16 protein-coding genes and 1 pseudogene are annotated in these 19,749 nt (G+C 63.9%); 13 read left to right on the top strand and 4 right to left on the bottom strand.

Annotated features, from left to right (window positions below):
- The 6 genes from LDZ26_RS18000 to LDZ26_RS17975 are packed head-to-tail and all read left to right on the top strand — an operon-like array spanning position 1 to position 4,610.
- Positions 1 to 492: a beta-hydroxyacyl-ACP dehydratase gene (locus LDZ26_RS18000; protein ID WP_244849508.1), complete on the top strand. Its 492-nt coding sequence runs from the start codon at positions 1 to 3 to the stop codon at positions 490 to 492.
- Positions 489 to 1,214, top strand: coding sequence for a 3-ketoacyl-ACP reductase FabG2 (locus LDZ26_RS17995; RefSeq protein WP_244849507.1), 726 nt, complete (start codon positions 489 to 491; stop codon positions 1,212 to 1,214). The genes LDZ26_RS18000 and LDZ26_RS17995 overlap by 4 nt, the downstream gene beginning before the upstream one ends.
- A complete protein-coding gene (locus LDZ26_RS17990) occupies positions 1,214 to 2,440 on the top strand; it encodes a beta-ketoacyl-ACP synthase (RefSeq protein WP_244849506.1) in 1,227 nt (408 codons plus the stop codon). The genes LDZ26_RS17995 and LDZ26_RS17990 overlap by 1 nt, the downstream gene beginning before the upstream one ends.
- On the top strand, positions 2,437 to 3,684 hold the full coding sequence (locus tag LDZ26_RS17985) for a beta-ketoacyl synthase (RefSeq protein ID WP_244849505.1): 1,248 nt from the start codon (positions 2,437 to 2,439) through the stop codon (positions 3,682 to 3,684). The genes LDZ26_RS17990 and LDZ26_RS17985 overlap by 4 nt, the downstream gene beginning before the upstream one ends.
- Before the next feature lie 40 nt (positions 3,685 to 3,724).
- Positions 3,725 to 4,150, top strand: coding sequence for a hypothetical protein (locus tag LDZ26_RS17980; protein WP_244849504.1), 426 nt, complete (start codon positions 3,725 to 3,727; stop codon positions 4,148 to 4,150).
- 25 nt (positions 4,151 to 4,175) lie between these two features.
- A complete protein-coding gene (locus LDZ26_RS17975) occupies positions 4,176 to 4,610 on the top strand; it encodes an excinuclease ABC subunit A (protein ID WP_244849503.1) in 435 nt (144 codons plus the stop codon).
- A 57-nt stretch (positions 4,611 to 4,667) separates the two neighbouring features.
- Here LDZ26_RS17975 and LDZ26_RS17970 read toward each other — a convergent pair whose 3' ends face one another.
- Positions 4,668 to 5,411, bottom strand: coding sequence for a class I SAM-dependent methyltransferase (locus LDZ26_RS17970; protein WP_244849502.1), 744 nt, complete (start codon positions 5,409 to 5,411; stop codon positions 4,668 to 4,670).
- Positions 5,412 to 5,537: 126 nt separating this feature from the next.
- On the opposite strand from LDZ26_RS17970, the gene LDZ26_RS17965 reads away from it, so the two are divergent.
- The 5 genes from LDZ26_RS17965 to yjfF all read left to right on the top strand — a co-directional run bounded on the left by LDZ26_RS17965 (position 5,538) and on the right by yjfF (position 11,914).
- Positions 5,538 to 6,785: an NAD(P)/FAD-dependent oxidoreductase gene (locus LDZ26_RS17965; protein ID WP_244849501.1), complete on the top strand. Its 1,248-nt coding sequence runs from the start codon at positions 5,538 to 5,540 to the stop codon at positions 6,783 to 6,785.
- 488 nt (positions 6,786 to 7,273) lie between these two features.
- On the top strand, positions 7,274 to 8,209 hold the full coding sequence (locus LDZ26_RS17960; RefSeq protein WP_244850304.1) for an ABC transporter substrate-binding protein: 936 nt from the start codon (positions 7,274 to 7,276) through the stop codon (positions 8,207 to 8,209).
- Positions 8,210 to 8,280: 71 nt separating this feature from the next.
- Positions 8,281 to 9,795: a sugar ABC transporter ATP-binding protein gene (locus tag LDZ26_RS17955; protein ID WP_244849500.1), complete on the top strand. Its 1,515-nt coding sequence runs from the start codon at positions 8,281 to 8,283 to the stop codon at positions 9,793 to 9,795.
- A complete protein-coding gene (locus LDZ26_RS17950) occupies positions 9,792 to 10,829 on the top strand; it encodes an ABC transporter permease (RefSeq protein WP_244849499.1) in 1,038 nt (345 codons plus the stop codon). Before LDZ26_RS17955 ends, LDZ26_RS17950 begins: the two co-directional genes overlap by 4 nt.
- Complete coding sequence (gene yjfF, locus LDZ26_RS17945) at positions 10,826 to 11,914, top strand: galactofuranose ABC transporter, permease protein YjfF (protein ID WP_244849498.1); 1,089 nt, start codon at positions 10,826 to 10,828, stop codon at positions 11,912 to 11,914. The genes LDZ26_RS17950 and yjfF overlap by 4 nt, the downstream gene beginning before the upstream one ends.
- 69 nt (positions 11,915 to 11,983) lie before the next feature.
- On the opposite strand, the gene LDZ26_RS17940 is transcribed toward yjfF, so the two are convergent.
- Complete coding sequence (locus LDZ26_RS17940) at positions 11,984 to 13,021, bottom strand: LacI family DNA-binding transcriptional regulator (RefSeq protein ID WP_244849497.1); 1,038 nt, start codon at positions 13,019 to 13,021, stop codon at positions 11,984 to 11,986.
- A gap of 203 nt (positions 13,022 to 13,224) precedes the next feature.
- Between LDZ26_RS17940 and LDZ26_RS17935 the strand changes: the two genes are divergently transcribed.
- Together LDZ26_RS17935 and gudD are read left to right on the top strand one after the other, a co-directional pair.
- Complete coding sequence (locus LDZ26_RS17935) at positions 13,225 to 14,634, top strand: MFS transporter (protein ID WP_305038319.1); 1,410 nt, start codon at positions 13,225 to 13,227, stop codon at positions 14,632 to 14,634.
- Between the two features lie 88 nt (positions 14,635 to 14,722).
- Positions 14,723 to 16,072, top strand: coding sequence for a glucarate dehydratase (gene gudD, locus LDZ26_RS17930; protein ID WP_244849496.1), 1,350 nt, complete (start codon positions 14,723 to 14,725; stop codon positions 16,070 to 16,072).
- A 150-nt stretch (positions 16,073 to 16,222) separates the two neighbouring features.
- Here the strand turns inward: gudD and LDZ26_RS17925 are convergent, their stop codons facing one another.
- Together LDZ26_RS17925 and LDZ26_RS17920 are read right to left on the bottom strand one after the other, a co-directional pair.
- Entirely contained in the window at positions 16,223 to 18,109 is a 1,887-nt protein-coding gene (locus LDZ26_RS17925) for a bifunctional diguanylate cyclase/phosphodiesterase (protein WP_244849495.1), read from the bottom strand.
- Positions 18,110 to 18,164: 55 nt separating this feature from the next.
- A pseudogene (locus LDZ26_RS17920) lies at positions 18,165 to 19,742 on the bottom strand (methyl-accepting chemotaxis protein); the annotation flags it as partial.
- Positions 19,743 to 19,749: the final 7 nt, after the last annotated feature.

Raw genomic sequence — 19,749 nt, 5'->3', positions numbered from 1 at the left:
ATGACCGGACACATTCAAAGCGACGAACACGACGGCCCGTTTCCGCCGATCGAAACGATCATTCCTCATCGCGGCACGATGCTGCTCGTGGACGAAGTGATCGCGTGCAGCGATGCCGCGCTCACCGCGCTCGCCACCGTGCGCGCCGACGCGTGGTATGCCGACGAACACGGCGCGATGCCCGCATGGATCGGCATCGAACTGATGGCGCAGGCCGTCGCCGCGCATGTCGCGCTCGTCGCGATGCGCGCGGGCGGTCGCGCGCGTCCCGGCGTGCTGCTCGGCACGCGCAGCTATCGCGCGCATGTCAGCGCGTTTTCTCGCGATGCACGGCTCGCCATTCGCGCGGAAGAAGTGCTGCGCAGCGAAGAGGGCCACGGCGCGTACGAATGCACGATAGACCGCGATGGCGAGCGCTGCGCCGAAGCCGTCATCAAGGTCTTTCAACCACACGATTTTCAGACATTCATCGAAGGGAGCTTCAGTTCATGAGCCGGCGCGTTCTCGTAACGGGCGCAAGCCGCGGCATTGGCCGGGCGATTGCGTATCAACTGGCCGCTGACGGCTTTGCCGTCACCGTGCATTGCCGCACCGGACGCGCCGAAGCAGAAGCGGTGACGGCTGGCATCGTTGCGCAAGGTGGCACGGCGCGCGTCGTGCAGTTCGACGTGCGCGATCGCGCCGCGTGCCGTGAAGCGCTCGAAGCCGACGTCGCCGCGCACGGCGCGTATCACGGCATCGTATGCAGCGCGGGCGTGACGCGCGATGCAGCGTTTCCGGCACTCAGCGACGAAGATTGGGACGTCGTGATCGAAACGGGCCTCGACGCCTTCTACAACGTGATCCATCCGCTCACCATGCCGATGGTGCGCGCGAAACAGGGCGGCCGCATCGTGACCATCGCGTCGGTGTCCGGCGTGATGGGCAATCGCGGACAGGTGAACTACAGCGCGGCGAAAGCCGGTCTCATCGGCGCGACGAAGGCGCTCGCGGTCGAGCTGGCGTCGCGCAACATCACGGCGAACTGCGTCGCGCCCGGACTGATCGATACCGGCATGCTCGACGACGTTCCTGTCGAACACGCGCTGAAGACGGTGCCGATGAATCGCGTCGGGCAGCCGAACGAAGTGGCCGCTGTCGTCGGCTTCCTCATGTCGGATGCGGCTTCTTATGTGACGCGCCAGGTGATCGGCGTGAATGGCGGGATGATCTGATGAAGCGCGTCGTTGTTACGGGCATGGGCGGCGTCACGGCGCTCGGCAGTTCGTGGAATGAAATCGAAGCCGCGCTGAAGAGCGGACGCAATGCGGTGCGCCGCATGCCGGAGTGGGACTTCTTCGAAGGCCTGCATACGCGCCTCGCGTGTCCGCTGCCCGCGTTCGAGCAGCCTTCGGCCTGGCCGCGCAAGAAGACGCGGTCGATGGGCATCGTGTCGATGTACGCGGTACGCGCGAGCGAACTCGCGCTGGCGGACGCGGGCCTCGACGGCGACGCGTCGATCAGCGACGGACGCATGGGCGTCGCGTACGGATCGTCCTCGGGATCGGTCGAGCCTATTCGCGCGTTCGGCACCATGCTGCGAACCGGCTCGATGACCGATGTCACGTCGAACAGCTACGTGCAGATGATGCCGCACACGACGGCCGTGAACGTCGGCCTCTTTTGGGATCTGAAGGGCCGCATTCTGCCGACGTCGTCGGCGTGCGCGTCGGGCAGTCAGGCGATCGGCTTCGCGTATGAAGCCATCGCCACGGGCAAGCAGACGATGATGCTCGCCGGCGGCGCGGAAGAGCTCTCGGGTCCGGCCGTCGCCGTGTTCGACACGCTCTACGCGACGAGCACGCGCAACGACGAGCCGCATCTCACGCCGCGTCCGTTCGATGCGAAACGCGACGGACTGGTTGTCGGCGAGGGCGCGGCGACGCTCGTGCTCGAAGACTATGAGCACGCCGTGGCGCGCGGCGCGACGATTCATGCGGAGATCGTCGGCTTCGGCTGCAACTCGGATGGCGCGCACATGACGCAGCCGACCGCGAGCACGATGGCGCGCGCCATGCAGCTCGCGCTGCACGACGCGCGGCTCGATCCGCAGGCCATTGCTTACGTGAACGCGCATGGCACGTCCACCGATCGCGGCGACGTCGCGGAAAGTCATGCGACCGCGCAGACCTTCGGCGAGCGCATGCCGATCAGTTCGCTTAAGAGCTACGTCGGACACACGCTGGGCGCTTGCGGTGCGCTGGAAGCGTGGTGGACCATCGAAATGATGAAGCGCAACTGGTACGCGCCGACACTCAATCTCACCGAAGTCGATGCCGCCTGCGCGCCGCTCGATTACATCGCGGGCGAGGCACGCACGATCGACGCCGAATACGTGATGAGCAACAACTTCGCGTTCGGCGGCATCAATACGTCGCTCATTTTCCGGCGCGTTCGATGAACCGAGCGCGAGGCATGCAGCGCGTCGTCGTGACGGGCATGGGCATCGTATCGTGTCTGGGCAATGCGCTCGACACGGTCAGCGCTGCGTTGAGGGAAGGGCGTTCCGGCATCACGCGCATCGACGCGTGGCGCGAGCGAGGCTTCGGCTCGCAAGTGGCGGCGGTGGCGTCGGTGGCAGATGAGCCGCCTTTCGATCGCAAGCTCGAACGGTTCATGGGCGAGACGGCGCGCTTCGCGTGCCACGCCGCGCGCAAAGCCATCGACGACGCGCGGCTCGATCACGCCCTGCTGCGTTCGCCGAAAGTCGGCGCGGTGATCGGCTCGGGCGTCGGCGCGATGGCCGAGTACGACGCGGCACTGTGCATCGCGGTGACGCGCGGCATCGAAAGAACGCCGCCGTACACGGTACCGAAGGCGATGAGCAGCACCGCATCCGCGAATGTCGCGCAGGCATTCGGCATCGAGGGCGTCGCGTATTCGCCTTCGTCGGCGTGCACGACATCCGCGCTCGCCATCGGACAAGCCATGCAGTTGATCCAGACCGGACGTCAGCAGATCGTGCTCGCGGGCGGCAGCGAGGCGCTGCACGACAACATGACGCTGATGTTCGACGCGATGCACGCGTTGTCGCGCGGTTTCAACGAAGCGCCTTCGCAAGCCTCGCGCCCTTACGACAGCGCGCGCGACGGCTTCGTGATCGGCTCCGGCGCCGGCGTGCTGGTGCTCGAGGCGCTCGAACACGCGCTCGCACGCGGCGCGCGCATCTACGCGGAACTGACTGGCTTCGGCGAGAGCACGGACGGCGCGGGCATGGTGTCGCCGCACTCGCACGGCATATCGCGGGCGCTACGCATGGCGCTGGACCAAGCGGGCGCATCGCCCGATTACATCAACACGCACGCGCCTTCCACGCCGCTCGGCGACGTCGAAGAACTGCGCGCGTTGCAGACGGTGTTCGGTGCGAACGTGCCGCCATTTTCGTCGACGAAGGGCCTGACGGGACATCCGCTCGGCGCGAGCGGCGTGCATGAAGCGATCTACACATTGCTGATGATGCGCGACGGTTTCATCGCAGGCACGCGAACGGCCGGCTCGCCTGAACCGCTCGCGCTTGGCATGCCGCTCGTGCGCGAGACAGGCGAGGCGCGCATCGAGCGCGCGATGTCAGTGTCGTTCGGTTTCGGCGGCAGTTCCGCGAGCCTCGTGTTCGAAAGATTTCAGCCGCTGCCCGTCGGCGCATAACGGGCGCTTATCTATGACCACACAGAAGCGAAACCGCACTATGAAAAAGATAATCCTTCTGACGATGATGGCTGGCGCGTTCATCACGCAAGCAGGCTGCACGACGCAGGTCCGCTCGCTGCCGATGCCGCAAGCGGCGCAGACGCAAAGCGCGAAGGACGTCACGTTGTATTTCGGCGACCAGAAGCACGCGAACGTCAAGACGATGCTCGGCAAGAAGGAAGTTGCGGTGCGCGTGCCCCGCACGATGGACGGCCAGGATGCGACGTGCAATATCGCGCTCGGCAAGGCGCTCGATCAGTTGCGCGACTATGCGCGCGAGCAGCACGCGGACGCGGTGATCAACGTCAGGACGCGCTTCCAGCACACGGAGACCGCGTCAGCGACGGAGTTCATCTGCGGCTCTAGCAATAACGGCTCGACGCTCGCCGTGCGCGGAGATATCGTCAAGCTGGACGTCGAATAAGCGATCAACCACGAACTCGAAACCTATGAAGCGTCTTTTCTTTTGCGCGGCACTTGCCGCCATGCTGCTTTCGTCGCAAGCGTTCGCGCGCAATACGATCCGGATCTATCCCGTCGCACCCGCGCTGGTCAGCGAACCCGATAAGGTCGACAAGAACATTCCGCTCTATTTCGCGGGACAAGCGCATCCGGCGGTGGTGAAATCGCTCGGTGTGTTCGCGACCAACAAGAAGACCAACGCGTTCGGCAAGAGCGACGAGGACGCTTGCCAGCACGTCTTCCTTTCGGCTGTGATGGAGTTGCAGGAGCGCGCCCGCAAGGAAGGCGGCGACGCGGTCATCAATATCAAGAGTAACTACCAGAACGTGGAGCGCGAGAGCGCAACGGAATTCACGTGCGGCGCGGGCGCCGTGGTTGCAGGGGTCGCGCTGAAGGGCGAAGTGGTCAAGCTGAAGAACTGAGGCAGAAGCCGGGAGCGGCGCATGCCTCGACGCATGCGCCGCTCGCTCGTCATGCCGTCAATCAGAGGTCTTTCTTGCGACGACGTTCACGAGCGTTTCACGCCGCTTCCCGGGCTTCGGCGTATGGAGCCCGATGCGTTCGAGCAGCCCGAAATCTTTCGCGCGGCTCCACCACAGATACGGCAGCGAAACGTTGTGCGGTCCGAAGCTGAAACCGCCGTTGCGGATCATGTCGAGATAGCCGTCGGCGCTCTTTTGCACTTGCATCGGATGACGAAAAAGCAGCCGGATGACCCAGGACTTGATATAGGCATCCGTCGATTCGGCGAACATGAGCACGCCGCCTGGCTTGAGTACGCGACGGAATTCGGCAAGCGCGCGTTCCTGTTCGACGAGGTGATGAAACGTCTGATGACAGAAGACGATATCGGCGCTCGCGTCCTGCAGCGGAAGATTCGCGCAATCGCCGTGAAGCAACTCGATTTGCGTCGCTGCCGTATCGGGGCGCTGGGCGCAGACTTGCGCGGATTGGGCCGCAAGCGCGAGCGACGGCTCGTGAAAGTCGATGCCGACGATGCGCTGCGGCTTGAACGCTTGCGCAAGCAGACGGAACGACAAGCCCTGACCGCAGCCGACATCGACGATCACGGGCGCGGTGGGCAACGGAAAGTCGATGAGGCGCTTGAGGTCGTTGATCGCGACGCGCAGAACGTGGTGCTCCCACGTATGCGTGCGCAGGAACCAGACGCCGAAAGATGTCTCGGGCACGAACGGCACATTCGATGTTTCGGTGAACTGCACGATTGAATCCGGTAAAGAAGTGTTGGTGTTATTGATGCATGGTCCGCGCGTGATTGTAATCGCTGATGCGCGGCGAATGTGTCGTGTTTGCAATACGTCGCTGCGTGCGACGAAAGGAAGTAGAAGATGAACACAGAAAATTCGATGAACGCTGAAGTCGATGTCGCCATCATCGGCGCGGGACCGTCGGGCGCGGTCGCTGCCGCGCTGCTGCGCAAAGCCGGTCGATCCGTGCTGGTGCTCGAACGCCAGCATTTCCCGCGCTTTTCGATCGGCGAAAGTCTCTTGCCGCAAAGCATGGCGTATCTCGAGGAAGCGGGCATGCTGCGCGCGGTCGTCGAAGCGGGCTTTCAGTACAAGAACGGCGCGCAATTCGTGTATCGCGATCAGGCGGCGGCTTATGACTTCCGCGACAAGCATTCCGACGGATGGGGCACGACGTATCAGGTGGAACGAGCGGTATTCGACGACTTGCTCATCCGCTGTGCGATGGAGCAGGGCGCGGACGTGCGCTTCGGTCACACCGTGCTCGCGATGAAGACGGGCGATGCGCCGGTGCTCGATGTCGTCGACGAAGCCGGTACGCAGTATCAGGTGCATGCGCGCTTCGTGCTCGACGCAAGCGGTTTCGGACGCGTGCTGCCACGGCTTCTCAACCTCGAAGCGCCGACGCGCCTTGCCACGCGCGCGGCCATTTTCACGCATGTGCGCGACGGCATTCCGGTCGAGGCGCACGATCGCAACAAGATTACCGTGGCCGTGCATCCCGAGCATCGCGATGTGTGGTACTGGATGATTCCGCTCGCGAATGGGCGGTCGTCCGTGGGTTGCGTGGCCGAAGCGGCGTTTCTCGACGTCGATGAAGCCGAGCGCGAGCAGAAGCTCCGTTCGCTGATTCAGAGCGAACCGACGCTGAACCGCTTGATCGGCAATGCGCCTTTTCTGATGCCGGTGCGGCATATCGGTGGTTATTCCGCGAACGTCGAAGCGCTGCACGGCGAGGGGTATGCGCTGCTCGGCAACGCGGGCGAGTTCCTCGATCCGGTGTTCTCGTCGGGGGTGACCATTGCGCTGCGTTCGGCGCATCTCGCCGTTGAGACACTCGACCGTCAATTGAATGGCGAGGTCATCGACTGGCACGCGCATTACGACGTGCCGTTGCGCCGTGGCATCGACACGTTCCGCGCGTTCGTTGAGCGCTGGTATTCGGGGAAATTGCAGGACATCATCTTTGCACCGAATCAGACGCCTGTGATCCGACGCATGGTCAGCGCCGTGCTGGCCGGGTACGCGTGGGACGAGACGAATCCGTATGTCGCGGATGCCGCGCGACGGCTGGATAGCCTGCATGCCGCGTGCATGCTGCGTGATTGACGGAAGCGGAAGCGCCGGCTGCGGGTTGGCCGGTTGACTTAAATTGACGCACGAGTGTCCGTCGCGGCGTTCGACGCGGCTGCAATCAGGTGCGTGAGCGCAGGACAGGCCGTCGGTGCATATGTTGTTGTGAGCCACGTCGACCAGAACCATGGCGTCCTCGTACTGACATGTATTCCTTCCACTGGCGCCGGAAATAGCAGATTCCAAAACGTGGGATAAACCTCGCGCGATGGCACAGACGAAGCCAGCATTTACTTAGAATCCCCGCAGTGAATTAGCAATCCGCAACGCCCATCAACCGTGTTTTCCCTGATATCAGTCTTGGTATCCTCGACGCCGAATAAGTGATTGGACCCGCATGCGTCGTCAGACTAATCTTGCGCAGGACTCAATCCTGAGTCGAGGACCCCGGACTCAGAGCCGCGGCAAAAATGATCCATCAGGAGACGATAATGAAACAGACCCGACGCACGGTGCTGAGCGCAATGCTTGGTTCGGTCCTGTTGTTTGCCGCGGGCATCAGCGCACATGCCGAGAACAAGCAGATCACGCTGGGCTTCGCGCAGGTCGGCGCCGAAAGCGCGTGGCGGACCGCCAATACCGTCTCCGTTAAAACGGCCGCCAAGGACGCGGGCATCAACCTCAAATTCTCCGATGCCCAGCAGAAGCAGGAAAATCAGATCAAGGCTATCCGCTCCTATATCGCCCAGAAAGTGGATGTCATCGCGTTCTCTCCGGTCGTCGAATCCGGATGGGAGCCGATTCTCGTCGAAGCGAAGAACGCCAAGATTCCGGTCATTCTCACCGACCGCAATATCGATGTGAAAGACAAGTCGCTCTATGTGACGATGATCGGCTCCGACTTCCTCGAAGAAGGCCGTCGTGGCGGCAAGTGGCTGGAAGATCACTATAAGAACGAGAAAGGGCCAATCAATATCGTGGAATTGCAGGGCACGGTCGGCTCGGCTCCGGCCAACGACCGGCGCGCGGGTCTGCTGGAGGTCATCAAGAACGACCCGAAGTTCAAGGTCATCGCTTCGCAAAGCGGCGACTTCACGCTCGCGGGCGGCAAGCAGGTCATGGAAGCGTTCGTGAAGACCTACGGCAAGCAGATCAACGTGGTCTACGCGCATAACGACGACATGGCGCTCGGCGCGATTCAGGCGATGGAAGAGGCCGGCATGAAGCCCGGCAAGGACGTGACCGTCGTTTCGTTCGACGCCACCAAGGGCGGCTTCGAAGCGATGATCGCCGGCAAGATCAATGTGGACGTCGAATGCAGTCCGCTGCTCGGGCCGCAGTTGATGACCGCAGTGAAGGATATCGTCGCGGGCAAGCAATTGCCCAAGCGCATCGTGACCGAAGAAACCATCTTCCCGATGAGCGTGGCCGCGCAAACCCTGCCGCAGCGCAAGTACTAAACGCGTGCGCGTCCATCGCGCAGGCGTTTTGCCGCGCGATGGACCATTCTTTTCTCTAGCCGGCGCTCTCCATGACCGACGCTCCCGTGCTCGAAACGATCGGCCTGTCGAAGTCTTTCCCCGGCGTGCGCGCGTTGCATGACGTCCGCTTTCGCTTGTTCCCCGGCGAGGTTCACACGCTCATGGGGCAGAACGGCGCGGGCAAGTCGACGCTCATCAACGTGCTCACCGGCGTGCACGAGCCCGACGCCGGCGAGATCCGGCTCGCCGGCCAACCGGTGCACTTCACCGCGCCGCTCGAAGCGGAAGCGGCCGGCATTCAGACGCTGTATCAGGAAGTGAATCTGTGCCCGAACTTGTCGGTGGCCGAGAACATGTTCGCGGGCCGGCAGCCGAAGCGGCGCGGCGCAATCGACTGGCGAACGATTCACGCGCGCGCACAAGCGGCGCTCGCCGAACTCAACGTCACGGTGGACGTCACCAAGTCGCTCGATACGTATCCCATCGCGGTGCAGCAGATGGTGGCGATCGCGCGGGCGCTGTCGGTCGATGCGCGCGTGCTCATCCTCGACGAACCCACATCCAGTCTCGACGACGGCGAAGTCACGCGGCTCTTCGACGTGCTGCGCAAACTGCGCGATTCCGGTCTCGCGATTCTCTTCGTCACGCACTTTCTGGAACAGACTTACGCGATATCCGACCGCATCACGGTCATGCGCAATGGCGAGCGCGAAGGCGAATATCTCGCCAAGGACTTGCCCGTCGAACTGCTCGTGTCGAAGATGGTCGGCCATGAACGCATGACCGAGCGGCTGGAACGCGCGGCGACGGAAGCGCCCGCTGAACAGAGCAGCGTGGCGCCGTTCCTGGAGATGCGCGGCGTGGCGCGGCGCGGCGTGATGAATCCCGTCGATATCGACGTGCAGCCCGGACAGATACTCGGACTCGCCGGTCTGCTCGGCTCGGGCCGCACCGAAACCGCGCGGCTTCTGTTCGGCGCGGAGCGTTCGGATGCGGGCGCGACGCGTATCGGCGGCAAGACGGTGAAGCTGCATTCGCCGCGCGATGCGGTGCGTCACGGCATGGGCTACTGTCCCGAAGACCGCAAGAAGGAAGGCATCGTCGCGGATCTCTCCATACGCGAGAACATCATCCTCGCGGTGCAGGCGCGGCGCGGACTGTGGCGCTGCATCGGCAAGGCGAAGCAGCGCGAGATCGCCAATCGCTATATCCAGCAGTTCGGCATCAAGGCGCGCGACGCGGAGCAGCCCATCGGCCTGTTATCGGGCGGCAATCAGCAGAAGGTGCTGCTTGCGCGCTGGCTCGCGACCGAACCGAAGATGCTGATTCTCGACGAACCGACGCGCGGCATCGACGTGGCCGCGAAGTTCGAGATCATGGACCGCGTGCTCGCGCTGTGCGCGAAGGGCCTTTCCATTCTCTTCATCTCGTCGGAAGTGAGCGAGGTCGTGCGCGTGAGTCACCGGATCGCGGTGCTGCGCGATCGACGCAAGGTCGCCGAAGTCGCGGGCCATACTGCGTCCGAAGATGACGTGTACCGGCTCATCGCGGGAGGCTCGGAATGAACACGATCAAGGCAATGTCTCAGCATCCGCTCGTGTGGCCGTGCCTGACGCTGATCGCGCTGTGCGTGCTCGATCTCTCGCACAACGCGAACTTCCTCTCCATCACGATGCTCGACGGCCATCTGTTCGGCGCGCCCATCGACATTCTCAATCGTGCGGCGCCGCTCGTGCTCGTGTCGCTCGGCATGACGCTCGTGATCGCGACGCGGGGCATCGACATCTCCGTGGGCGCGATCGTCGCCATCGCGGGCGCGACCGCCGCCACGATTCTCGCCGACGATCCGTCGCGCGTGCCGCTCGCCATCGCGGCGGCGCTCGGAGTCGGCGTGCTCGGCGGCATGTGGAACGGCTTGCTGGTGGCGTTCATCGGCATGCAGCCGATCATCGCGACGCTCATTCTGATGGTCGCGGGACGCGGCGTCGCGCAGTTGCTGACGGGCGGACAGATCATCCCCATCGGCGCAAAGGGCTATCTGCTCGTCGGTGGCGGCTATCTTGCGAGCGTGCCGTGTTCCGTGTGGGTCGCATGCGGCGCGCTCGTGCTGACCGCGCTCCTCGTCAACCGCACGGCGCTCGGCCTGTTCATCCGCGCTATCGGCGTGAATCCGGTCGCGACGAGGCTCGTCGGCTTGGGTTCGAGCATGATCGTGTTCGGCGTGTATGCGTTCTCGGGCCTTGCGGCCGCGATGGCAGGCGTGCTCGCCAGTTCGAACGTGCGCAGCGCCGACGGCAACAACGCCGGGCTGCTGCTCGAACTCGACGCGATCCTCGCCGTCACGCTCGGCGGCACGTCGCTGCTCGGCGGGCGCTTCAGTCTCGCGGGCACCGTGCTCGGCGCGCTCATCATCCAGACGCTCACTTACACGACATATTCCATCGGCGTGCCGCCCGAAGCGACGCTCGTCGTCAAGGCGGCGGTCGTGCTGGTGGTGAGCGTCATTCAATCGGCCACTGCGCGCACGGTGCTGATGCGTCAGTTGAAGCGCGTCTTCCCGGTCGCATCGAAACAGCCGCTCGCGGAGTCATCGAAATGAGAAATGTGTTCGACCGCGTGACGGACCCGCGCGTCTTGCCCATCGTCATCACCATCGTGCTGTTTGCCGCGCTCTTCGGCTTCGGTTCGGTGATGTACACCGGCTTCTTCTCGCTGCAAGTGCTGCTCGGCCTTTTGATCGACAACGCGTTCCTGCTGATCGTCGCCATCGGCATGACGTTCGTCATCGTGTCGGGTGGCATCGATCTGTCGGTCGGCTCGGTCGTCGCGCTGACCACCATTCTCTGCGCCGTCTTCGCCGAGAAGCTGCACTGGCCGGTGTGGGTCATCGTGCCGCTGGTGCTCGCGGCGGGCGCGCTCTACGGAGCCGCCATGGGCGCGCTCATTCACTTCTTCAAGCTGCAGCCGTTCATCGTGACACTGGCCGGTATGTTCCTCGCGCGCGGCGCCTGCTTTCTGATCACGACGCAATCCATCACGATCAACGATCCCACTTTCCACGCGCTCTCCGGGTTTCATGTGGATGTCGGCGGAGCGTCGGTCACGGCGGGCGCGCTCGTCGCCGTCGCGACGCTGCTGGTGGCGATCTTCGTCGCGCACTTCACGCGCTTTGGCCGCAACGTCTATGCGGTCGGCGGCAACGAACGGTCGGCATTGCTGATGGGCTTGCCGGTCGCGCGCACCAAAGTCGGTGTCTACGCGTTGAGCGGTTTCTGTTCGGCGCTCGGCGGCGTGGTCTTCACGCTCTATGTGCTCTCTGGATACGGGCTGCAAGGGCAGGGCATGGAACTCGACGCCATCGCCGCGACGGTGATCGGCGGGACGCTGCTTACGGGCGGCGTGGGTTACGTGATCGGCTCGGTGTTCGGCGTCGGCATCCTCGGCACTATTCAGACGCTGATCACGTTCGACGGCACGCTCAGTTCGTGGTGGACGCGCATTGTCATCGGCGCGTTGCTGTGCGCGTTCTGTTTGCTGCAACGCGTGATCGAGCGGCACGCGGCTCGTCGGAAGTCGAACGGCACCACGCTCGGGGAAGGGCTGAAGCGCAAGAACGCACCGGAGCCGTTGACGTCCGATGCGCCCGGCGAAGCGAAGCCGCTCGGATTGGTGCCGCGCAGTTGACGCCGCGCTGACTGTTCACGACAGTCTTCGCATCGAGCAACGTTGTGCTCAGCGAGCCGAACGCCTCATTCAAGCACTCTCGCGGTCGATGATCGCAAACCCCGTGTCGACCCTCAGTGCCGGTTGCGCGGGGTGCCTTCCGTCCAGCCTGTCTACGAGCGCCTCGGCGGCCAGTCTGCCGATGGTGGCGCCGTCGATGCCCACCGTCGACAGCGAAGGATGAACATGCGCCGCGGTGCTCAAATCGCCGAAGCCCATCACGGCCACGTCGCGGGGAATGGCGATGCCGCGCTTCGCCGCCTCCGCGAGAATGCCCTGCGCGAGCGTGTCCGTGCTGCACACGATGACCTCGGGCAAGCCGCGGTCCAGCAGTCGACCGAAGCCTTCGCGCCCGGTCTGGAGCGTGGCCGGAGCGGGCAGCACTTCCATCGGTACGTCGCCGATTCCGTGGCGCTTCAGTTCGTCGATCAGGCTCATGCTTCGCCGCACGCCGCGCGGGTCGTCGGCCGACAAGACCGCGAACCGCCGATACCCCTTCGCCAGCAGATGGCGCGCGACCTCGACGCCGACTGCTTCGTGTGAGAAGCCGATCAGCATGTCGATAGGGTCGTCGGTCAGGTCCCATATCTCGATGATCGGCACCTTCGTTCTGCGCAGCCGTTCTCGCGTGAGCGGCGAATGCTCGGTGCCGGTCAGGACGATGGCGTCGGGCCGTCGCCCGAGCAGCGTCTCGACAAGCTGCTCCTCGCGCTCCGGAAGATAGTCCGTCAGGCCGAGCAACGTTTGATAGCCGGCAGGCGCGAGCGTCGCCATGAGGCTCTGAACCATGTCCGTGAAGATCGACGTGGCGATGGTCGGCAGCAAGAGGGCGATCAGATGGCTCTTGTTCGTCGCGAGCGCGCCCGCCAGCAGGTTGGGCACGTAGCCGGTGGCGCGCACGGCATCCATCACGCGCTGGCGCGTTTCCTCGCGAACGAGTTCGGGGCGCTTGAGCGTGCGCGAGACGGTCATTGCGGTGACGCCCGCCAGACGCGCGACGTCTTCCAGCGTCACACTGTCGTTGGCTTCTGTCGAACCGAGCTTGGCCGGCGCGTAACTCTCTTCCATTCAAGTCCCCTTGTCTCGTTCGATTGTAGCCTCAGAGGCTCACGTCCGAACGATCGTCGAAATAAGACATCGTATCTCTGGGCAACGGGAAAACCCGGATTTCAGCGATGTTTGCGCTAACATATGCTTCGCTAACGATGAGACATCGCACAACTTAGCCGGAGACGACGATGGAGCGAGGCATACAACGGACGGCAACTTCCATGGCCGGCGACTCACTGGACGAACGAGCGGTAAGCACCGACGGTCAGGCTTCGAGCTACGCCGGACGCAGCAAGGCGCGGTTCCTGATCGTCTTCATGCTCTTTCTCGTCACGACGATCAACTACGCGGACCGCGCGACCATCTCCATCACGGGTTCGTCCATCCAGAAAGCGCTGCACATCTCGCCGGTGGAGATGGGTTATATCTTCTCGTCGTTCGCGTGGGCCTATGTGATCGCGCAGATTCCGAGCGGCTGGCTGCTGGATCGCTTCGGCTCCAAGCGCGTGTACGCATTCAGCATCTTCTTCTGGTCGTTGCTCACGGCAGTTCAAGGCTTCGTTGCCGCATTGCCAGTCGGCGTCGCGTTCGCCACGCTCTTTCTGATGCGCTTTCTCGTCGGCGCGGCCGAAGCGCCCGCATTTCCGGGCAACGCGCGCCTGACGGCGACGTGGTTTCCCACCGCCGAGCGCGGCACGGCATCGGCCATGTTCAATTCGGCTCAGTACTTCGCGACCGTGCTGTTCTCGCCCATCATGGGCTGGATCACGCACGCATACGGCTGGCCGCATGTCTTCTATGCGATGGGCGCGCTCGGCATACTCGTCGCCGGCCTGTGGTTGAAGACCATCTACGCGCCGCGTCAGCATCCGCTCGCCAATGAGGCCGAGCTCCGCTATATCGCCGACAACGGCGCGATGGTCGACCTCGAAGACCGGCAAGTGGCGAAGGAACGCCGCGCCGCGCAAACGCATACGCATACGCAGAACGGCAGCACGCATGGCCGTCATGCGCTCGCGCAATTGCTGAAAAGCCGCATGATGCTCGGCGTGTTCATCGCGCAGTACTGCATCACCACGCTCACGTACTTCTTCCTGACCTGGTTCCCGATCTATCTCGTGCAGGAACGGCATATGTCGATTCTGAAGGCGGGCGTGGTCGCATCCATTCCGGCCATCGCCGGCTTTCTCGGCGGCCTGCTGGGCGGCGTGGTGTCGGATCGGCTGATGAAGCACGGCTTCTCGACGAGTACCGCGCGCAAGGTGCCGATCGTCGTCGGCCTGCTGCTCTCGACCTGCATGATCGCGTGCAACTACGTCGATAACCAGTGGCTCGTGATCGGCATCATGGCGGCGGCGTTTTTCGGCAAGGGCATCGGCGCGCTCGGCTGGGCTGTGGTATCCGACACGGCGCCGAAGCAGGCGAGCGGCCTGTGCGCGGCGCTCTTCAACACGTTCGGCAATACGGCGGGCATCACGACGCCGATCGTGATCGGCTATCTCGTGCAGGGAACCGGCTCGTTCGCGGCGGCGCTCGTCTTCGTGAGCGCGAATGCGTTGATTGCGATCGTCTGCTACGTGTTCGTCGTCGGCAAGATCGAACGCTTCCAGCTGGCCGAATCAACGCATTGAATACGCTTAAAGTTAGGAAACCAAATCAAGTCGCCGTCGAATCCACACGACGCGCGCATTGTCCAAATCAACCGATGGTATTTCGCTCATGTCCATGACTTCGACTCGCGTCAACGCGACGCCCACCGTTACCGAATTGCGCGTGATTCCCGTTGCGGGGCGCGACAGCATGCTGATGAACCTGTCGGGCGCGCATGCGCCGTTCTTCACGCGCAATATCGTGATTCTTACGGACAGCGCGGGCAACACGGGCGTCGGCGAAGTGCCGGGCGGCGAGAATATCCGCAAGACCATCGACGACGCGCGTGCGCTCGTCGTGGGCCAGTCCATCGGCAACATGCAGGCAGTGCTCAATCGCGTGCGCACGCAGTTCGCCGACCGCGATGCGGGAGGGCGCGGCCTGCAAACCTTCGATCTGCGCACGACCATCCACGCGGTCACTGCGCTGGAAGCGGCGTTGCTCGATCTGCTCGGGCAACATCTCGGCGTGCCGGTCGCGGCGCTGCTCGGCGAAGGCCAGCAACGCGACGAAGTGGAGATGCTCGGCTATCTGTTCTATATCGGCGACCGCAATCGCACCGATCTGCCGTACGCATCCGGCGAGGACGGCAAGGACGACTGGGAGCGCCTGCGCACCGAAGTCGCGCTGACGCCGGAAGCGGTGGTGCGGCTCGCCGAAGCGGCGCAGGCGCGTTACGGGTTCAACGACTTCAAGCTGAAAGGCGGCGTGCTCGCCGGCGATGCGGAGATCGAAGCGGTGACGGCGCTCGCAGAACGTTTCCCGGATGCGCGCGTGACGCTGGATCCGAACGGCGCGTGGTCGCTCGCGGAAGCCGTTCGCCTGTGCCGCGATCAGCACGATGTGCTGGCTTATGCTGAAGACCCGTGCGGCGCGGAGAACGGCTATTCGGGCCGCGAAGTGATGGCCGAGTTCCGCCGCGCGACGGGCCTGCCGACTGCGACGAACATGATCGCGACCGACTGGCGTCAGATGGGCCACGCCATTCAACTGCAATCGGTGGATATTCCGCTCGCCGATCCGCACTTCTGGACGATGCAAGGCTCCGTGCGCGTGGCGCAGATGTGCAACGACTGGGGCCTCACGTGGGGCTCGCATTCGAACAATCACTTCGACGTGTCGCTCGCGATGTTCACGCACGTCGCGGCCGCCGCGCCGGGCAAGATCACGGCGATCGACACGCACTGGATCTGGCAGGACGGCCAGCGTCTGACGCGCGATCCGCTGCAAATCGTCGGCGGCAAGGTGAAGGTGCCGAGCACGCCGGGTCTCGGCGTCGAGCTGGATATGGACGAGATCGAGAAGGCGCACGCGCTGTATCAGCAGCACGGACTTGGCGCGCGCGATGACGGCATCGCCATGCAATATCTCATTCCGAACTGGAAGTTCGACAACAAGCGGCCTTGCCTCGTGCGGTGAAGCGGGTCGATGAAGCGCATCGATGAAGCGCACGGTGCGCGCACCGTGCGTCACTTCGCGTCATAGAACCGCGGCGATCATGGCCCTCGCCAGTCGTTCAAGCGCATCGCCGCGATGCGCGTGAACGACCACTCGACTCGCACCGCCGCATCAAACAGGCGTGCAATCGCGCAAATACGCATCCACGCTCGCGGCCGGCATCGGCTTCGAGAAGTAATAGCCCTGAATGGCCGCGCCGCCGAGTTCGCGCACGATCTGCAACTGGTCCGTCGTTTCGACGCCTTCGATGATGCATGTCACGCCGAGGTCGTGGCACAACGTGATGAGCGATCGCACGATGTTTCTGCTTCGCGGATTCGCGCCGATATCGCTGATAAAGCTCTTGTCGATCTTCAGCTTGTTGATAGGCAACGCGTGCACATAGCTGAGGCTCGAATAGCCGGTGCCGAAATCGTCCAGCGAGATGCGCACGCCGACCTTCTGAAGCAGCGCCATGTTCGCGTTGGTCTGCGCGAAGCTGTGCATCAGCGCGGTTTCCGTCAGCTCGATCGCGATGCGCTGCGGCGACACGCGGCTTGCCTGAATGATCTCGATGAGCCGGCGCGTGCGCGCTTCGCTCGCGATATCGTAGGGCGAGACGTTGAAGGAAAGATCCACGTCCTCAGGCCAAAGCTCCGCTGCGGCAAGCGACTTCTGCAACAGAATGGGCGTGAGATCCGCGATGATGCCGGCCTGCTCCGCCACCGGAATGAACGTGCCCGGCGGCACCGCGCCCAGCACCGGACTCTGCCAGCGCGCGAGACTTTCGAGCGCGAGCGTGCGGTTCGTCGATGCATCGACGATAGGCTGAAACACCGGATAGAACTCGTCGGCGAGATTCGCGCCGCGCAACGCCTGCTCGACCGCGCCTTGCTCTTTCAACAGTTGCTCGTGTTCCAGCGAGAACATGACCGAGCGCGAACGGCCCGAACGCTTCGCATGATAGAGCGCGTAGTCCGCGCGTTCGTAGAGGACATCGGCCGTTGCCGCGGCGCGCGGATACATCGCGAAGCCGATCGAGCATCCGACCGATGTCACGAGGCTGCCGACGGCGATGGGCCTGCTCACGGCCTGAATGATCGCATCGGCGGATGCCTGCAGCGAGGCTTCGTCCGCATCCACGACGATGAACGCGAACTCGTCGCCGCCCACGCGCGCCAGCAACGCGGCGTGGCTTGTCATGCGTTCGATGCGCCGCGCGATCTCCGCGAGCACGTGGTCGCCCACGCGGTGCCCGTGCGTGTCGTTGACGGGCTTGAAGCCGTCGAGATCCACGACGCCCACCGCCACCGTGCGCTTCGTCGCGGCCGCCTTCGCAATGGACGACTGCAACTCCTCGAAAAACTGCCGGCGGTTCGGCAGGCCGGTCAGCATGTCGAGGTTCGCGAGCCACACGTTCTCCTTGCTCAACGCAGCTGTTTCGGCCTCCGAACGAATCAGGCTCGAAAAATCGCGCTGATAGCCGAACATGACATAGCTCATCAGCGCGACGGTGATCGCGATGTCCACCGCCGATGCCGTCGCGCCGATATCGCCCATGCTCAGCATGAAGCCGAGGAACGGCAGCATCATCGCGAAGGCGACGAGCGCGGCCGCCGCGCGCAGATGCATCAGGCAGAAGAAGCCCGCCATCGTCGATGCCACGATCTGCATCAGGATGAAGTACTTCGCGTGAACGTCGGCATACTTGAACAGCATCACGTCGACGCCCATTGCGAAGACCGCGCTCACGATCAGCACGGTCGTCGCGCGGGCGAGATGGCGGCGCGCTTCGGCGTCGGTCACGTCGTCATGGCGATGGACGATCCACCAGCAGCCGCGCCAGACGAGCAGCACGATGAAGATCGACGGCATGCCGAGCGCGAGCCATGCAGGCGCGCGCTGACCGAACACGATCATGATCGACAACATCGTGACGACGAGCGATGCGTAGAACGGCGGAATCTTCGCTGCAAATGACCGGAACTGCGCAGTGGCGACGCCGGGCAACGTCTTCATCTCGTGGTGCACGACATCCTCTCAGTGGCTGTCTTCGCGCGCGGGGCGTTGCTCATGCCGCAGCGTGTTCGATGCGGAATTGCGACACCGTCTGCGATAGATGACGCCCCTGATGATCCAGCGCCTGCGATGCCGCAGCCGCCTCTTCGACGAGCGCGGCGTTCTGCTGCGTGACGCGGTCCATCTGCGAGATCGCCTGATTGACCTGCTCGATGCCGCGGCTCTGTTCGCCCGTCGCCGCCGCGATCTCGTCCATGATGTCCGACACGCGGCGCACGGCGGTCATCACGTCGCTCATCGTCGTGCCTGCGTCCTGCGCCAGCGCGAAGCCCGCTTCCACCTTCGCCACCGACGCGCCGATCAGTTCCTTGATCTCCTTCGCCGCATGCGACGAGCGTTGCGCAAGCGAGCGCACTTCCGACGCCACGACTGCAAAGCCGCGCCCCTGTTCGCCCGCGCGCGCGGCTTCGACTGCCGCGTTCAGCGCGAGAATGTTGGTCTGAAACGCAATGCCTTCGATGATGCCGATGATGTCCGCGATCTTCGTCGAGCTCTCGCTGATAGCCGTCATCGTTTCGACGACGCGCGTCACCACGGCATTGCCTTGTTGCGCCACATGCGACGCATTGCTCGAAAGCGTGCTCGCCTGCTGCGCGTTGTCGGCGTTCTGGCGGACCGTCGAGGTCAGCTCTTCCATGCTGGCCGCCGTCTCCTGCAGCGACGACGCCTGCTGTTCGGTGCGCGCCGACAAGTCGGCGTTGCCCGAGGCAATCTGCATGGAGCCGGTCGCGATGCTGTCGGCCGCCGTGCGCACTTCGGCGATCAGGGTGACGAGGCTCTTCTGCATCGCGTCCATCGACGAGAGCACGCTGCCCGCCGGCACCGCGCGAGTGACCGCGACGGGGCTGAGATCACCGGACGCCACGCGCTGCGTGATTTCCTTGAGCGTCGCCGGCTCGGTGCCGAGCGCGCGCGTTAGTCCGCGCGTAATGATGACGCCCGCGGCCACCGCAGCCGCCACCGCCGCGAGGCAAATGGCGATGAGAATGGCCCGCTGCGTCGCGAAGTGTTCGTGCGCTTCGGCCACGAGCGTCTCGGCGCGCTCGTGCGTGTAAGCGGAATAGGCGTCGGTGGCGCTCACGAGCGCGGCCAGCAACGGGCGGCAGTCCTCGTTGATCTTGCGCACGGCTTCCTCTTGACGGTGCTCGGTCGCGAGATTGACGATCGCCTGGGCGACCGGCGCATACAGCGCTTCGATGCGATCGATCTCGGCGACGAGCGAGCGTGCCTTCTCGGTGGTATCGGTCGCCGACGCGATCATCGAGTCGAGCTTGGCGAGGCGCGCGGAGACATCGGCTTGCGCCTGCGCTTCGGCGGCCTTCTCGATATCGAAGTCGGCGGGCGTCGTCACGAGCGCCATGTTGCGCGCCGCGATCGCGCGCCGGTCCACCGCCTGGCGGACTTGCTCGCCCAACACGGCGCGGGTGTTGATGCCTTCGACAAAGCTGAAGAAGCGTTGATTGGCGTCGCCGAGCGCGTTGATGGACACCGCCGATACGATCAGGACGACCGCCGTTAGCAGCGAGAATGACAAGGCCAGTTTTGCCTTGACCGACATGGTTTTGAGGTTCATAGCGTGT

This window comes from Caballeronia sp. SL2Y3 (assembly GCF_022879575.1).
Classification (GTDB): Bacteria; Pseudomonadota; Gammaproteobacteria; order Burkholderiales; family Burkholderiaceae; genus Caballeronia.
The sequence above is the reverse complement of the archived record's forward strand: the minus strand, read 5'-3'. Positions and strand labels throughout refer to the sequence as shown.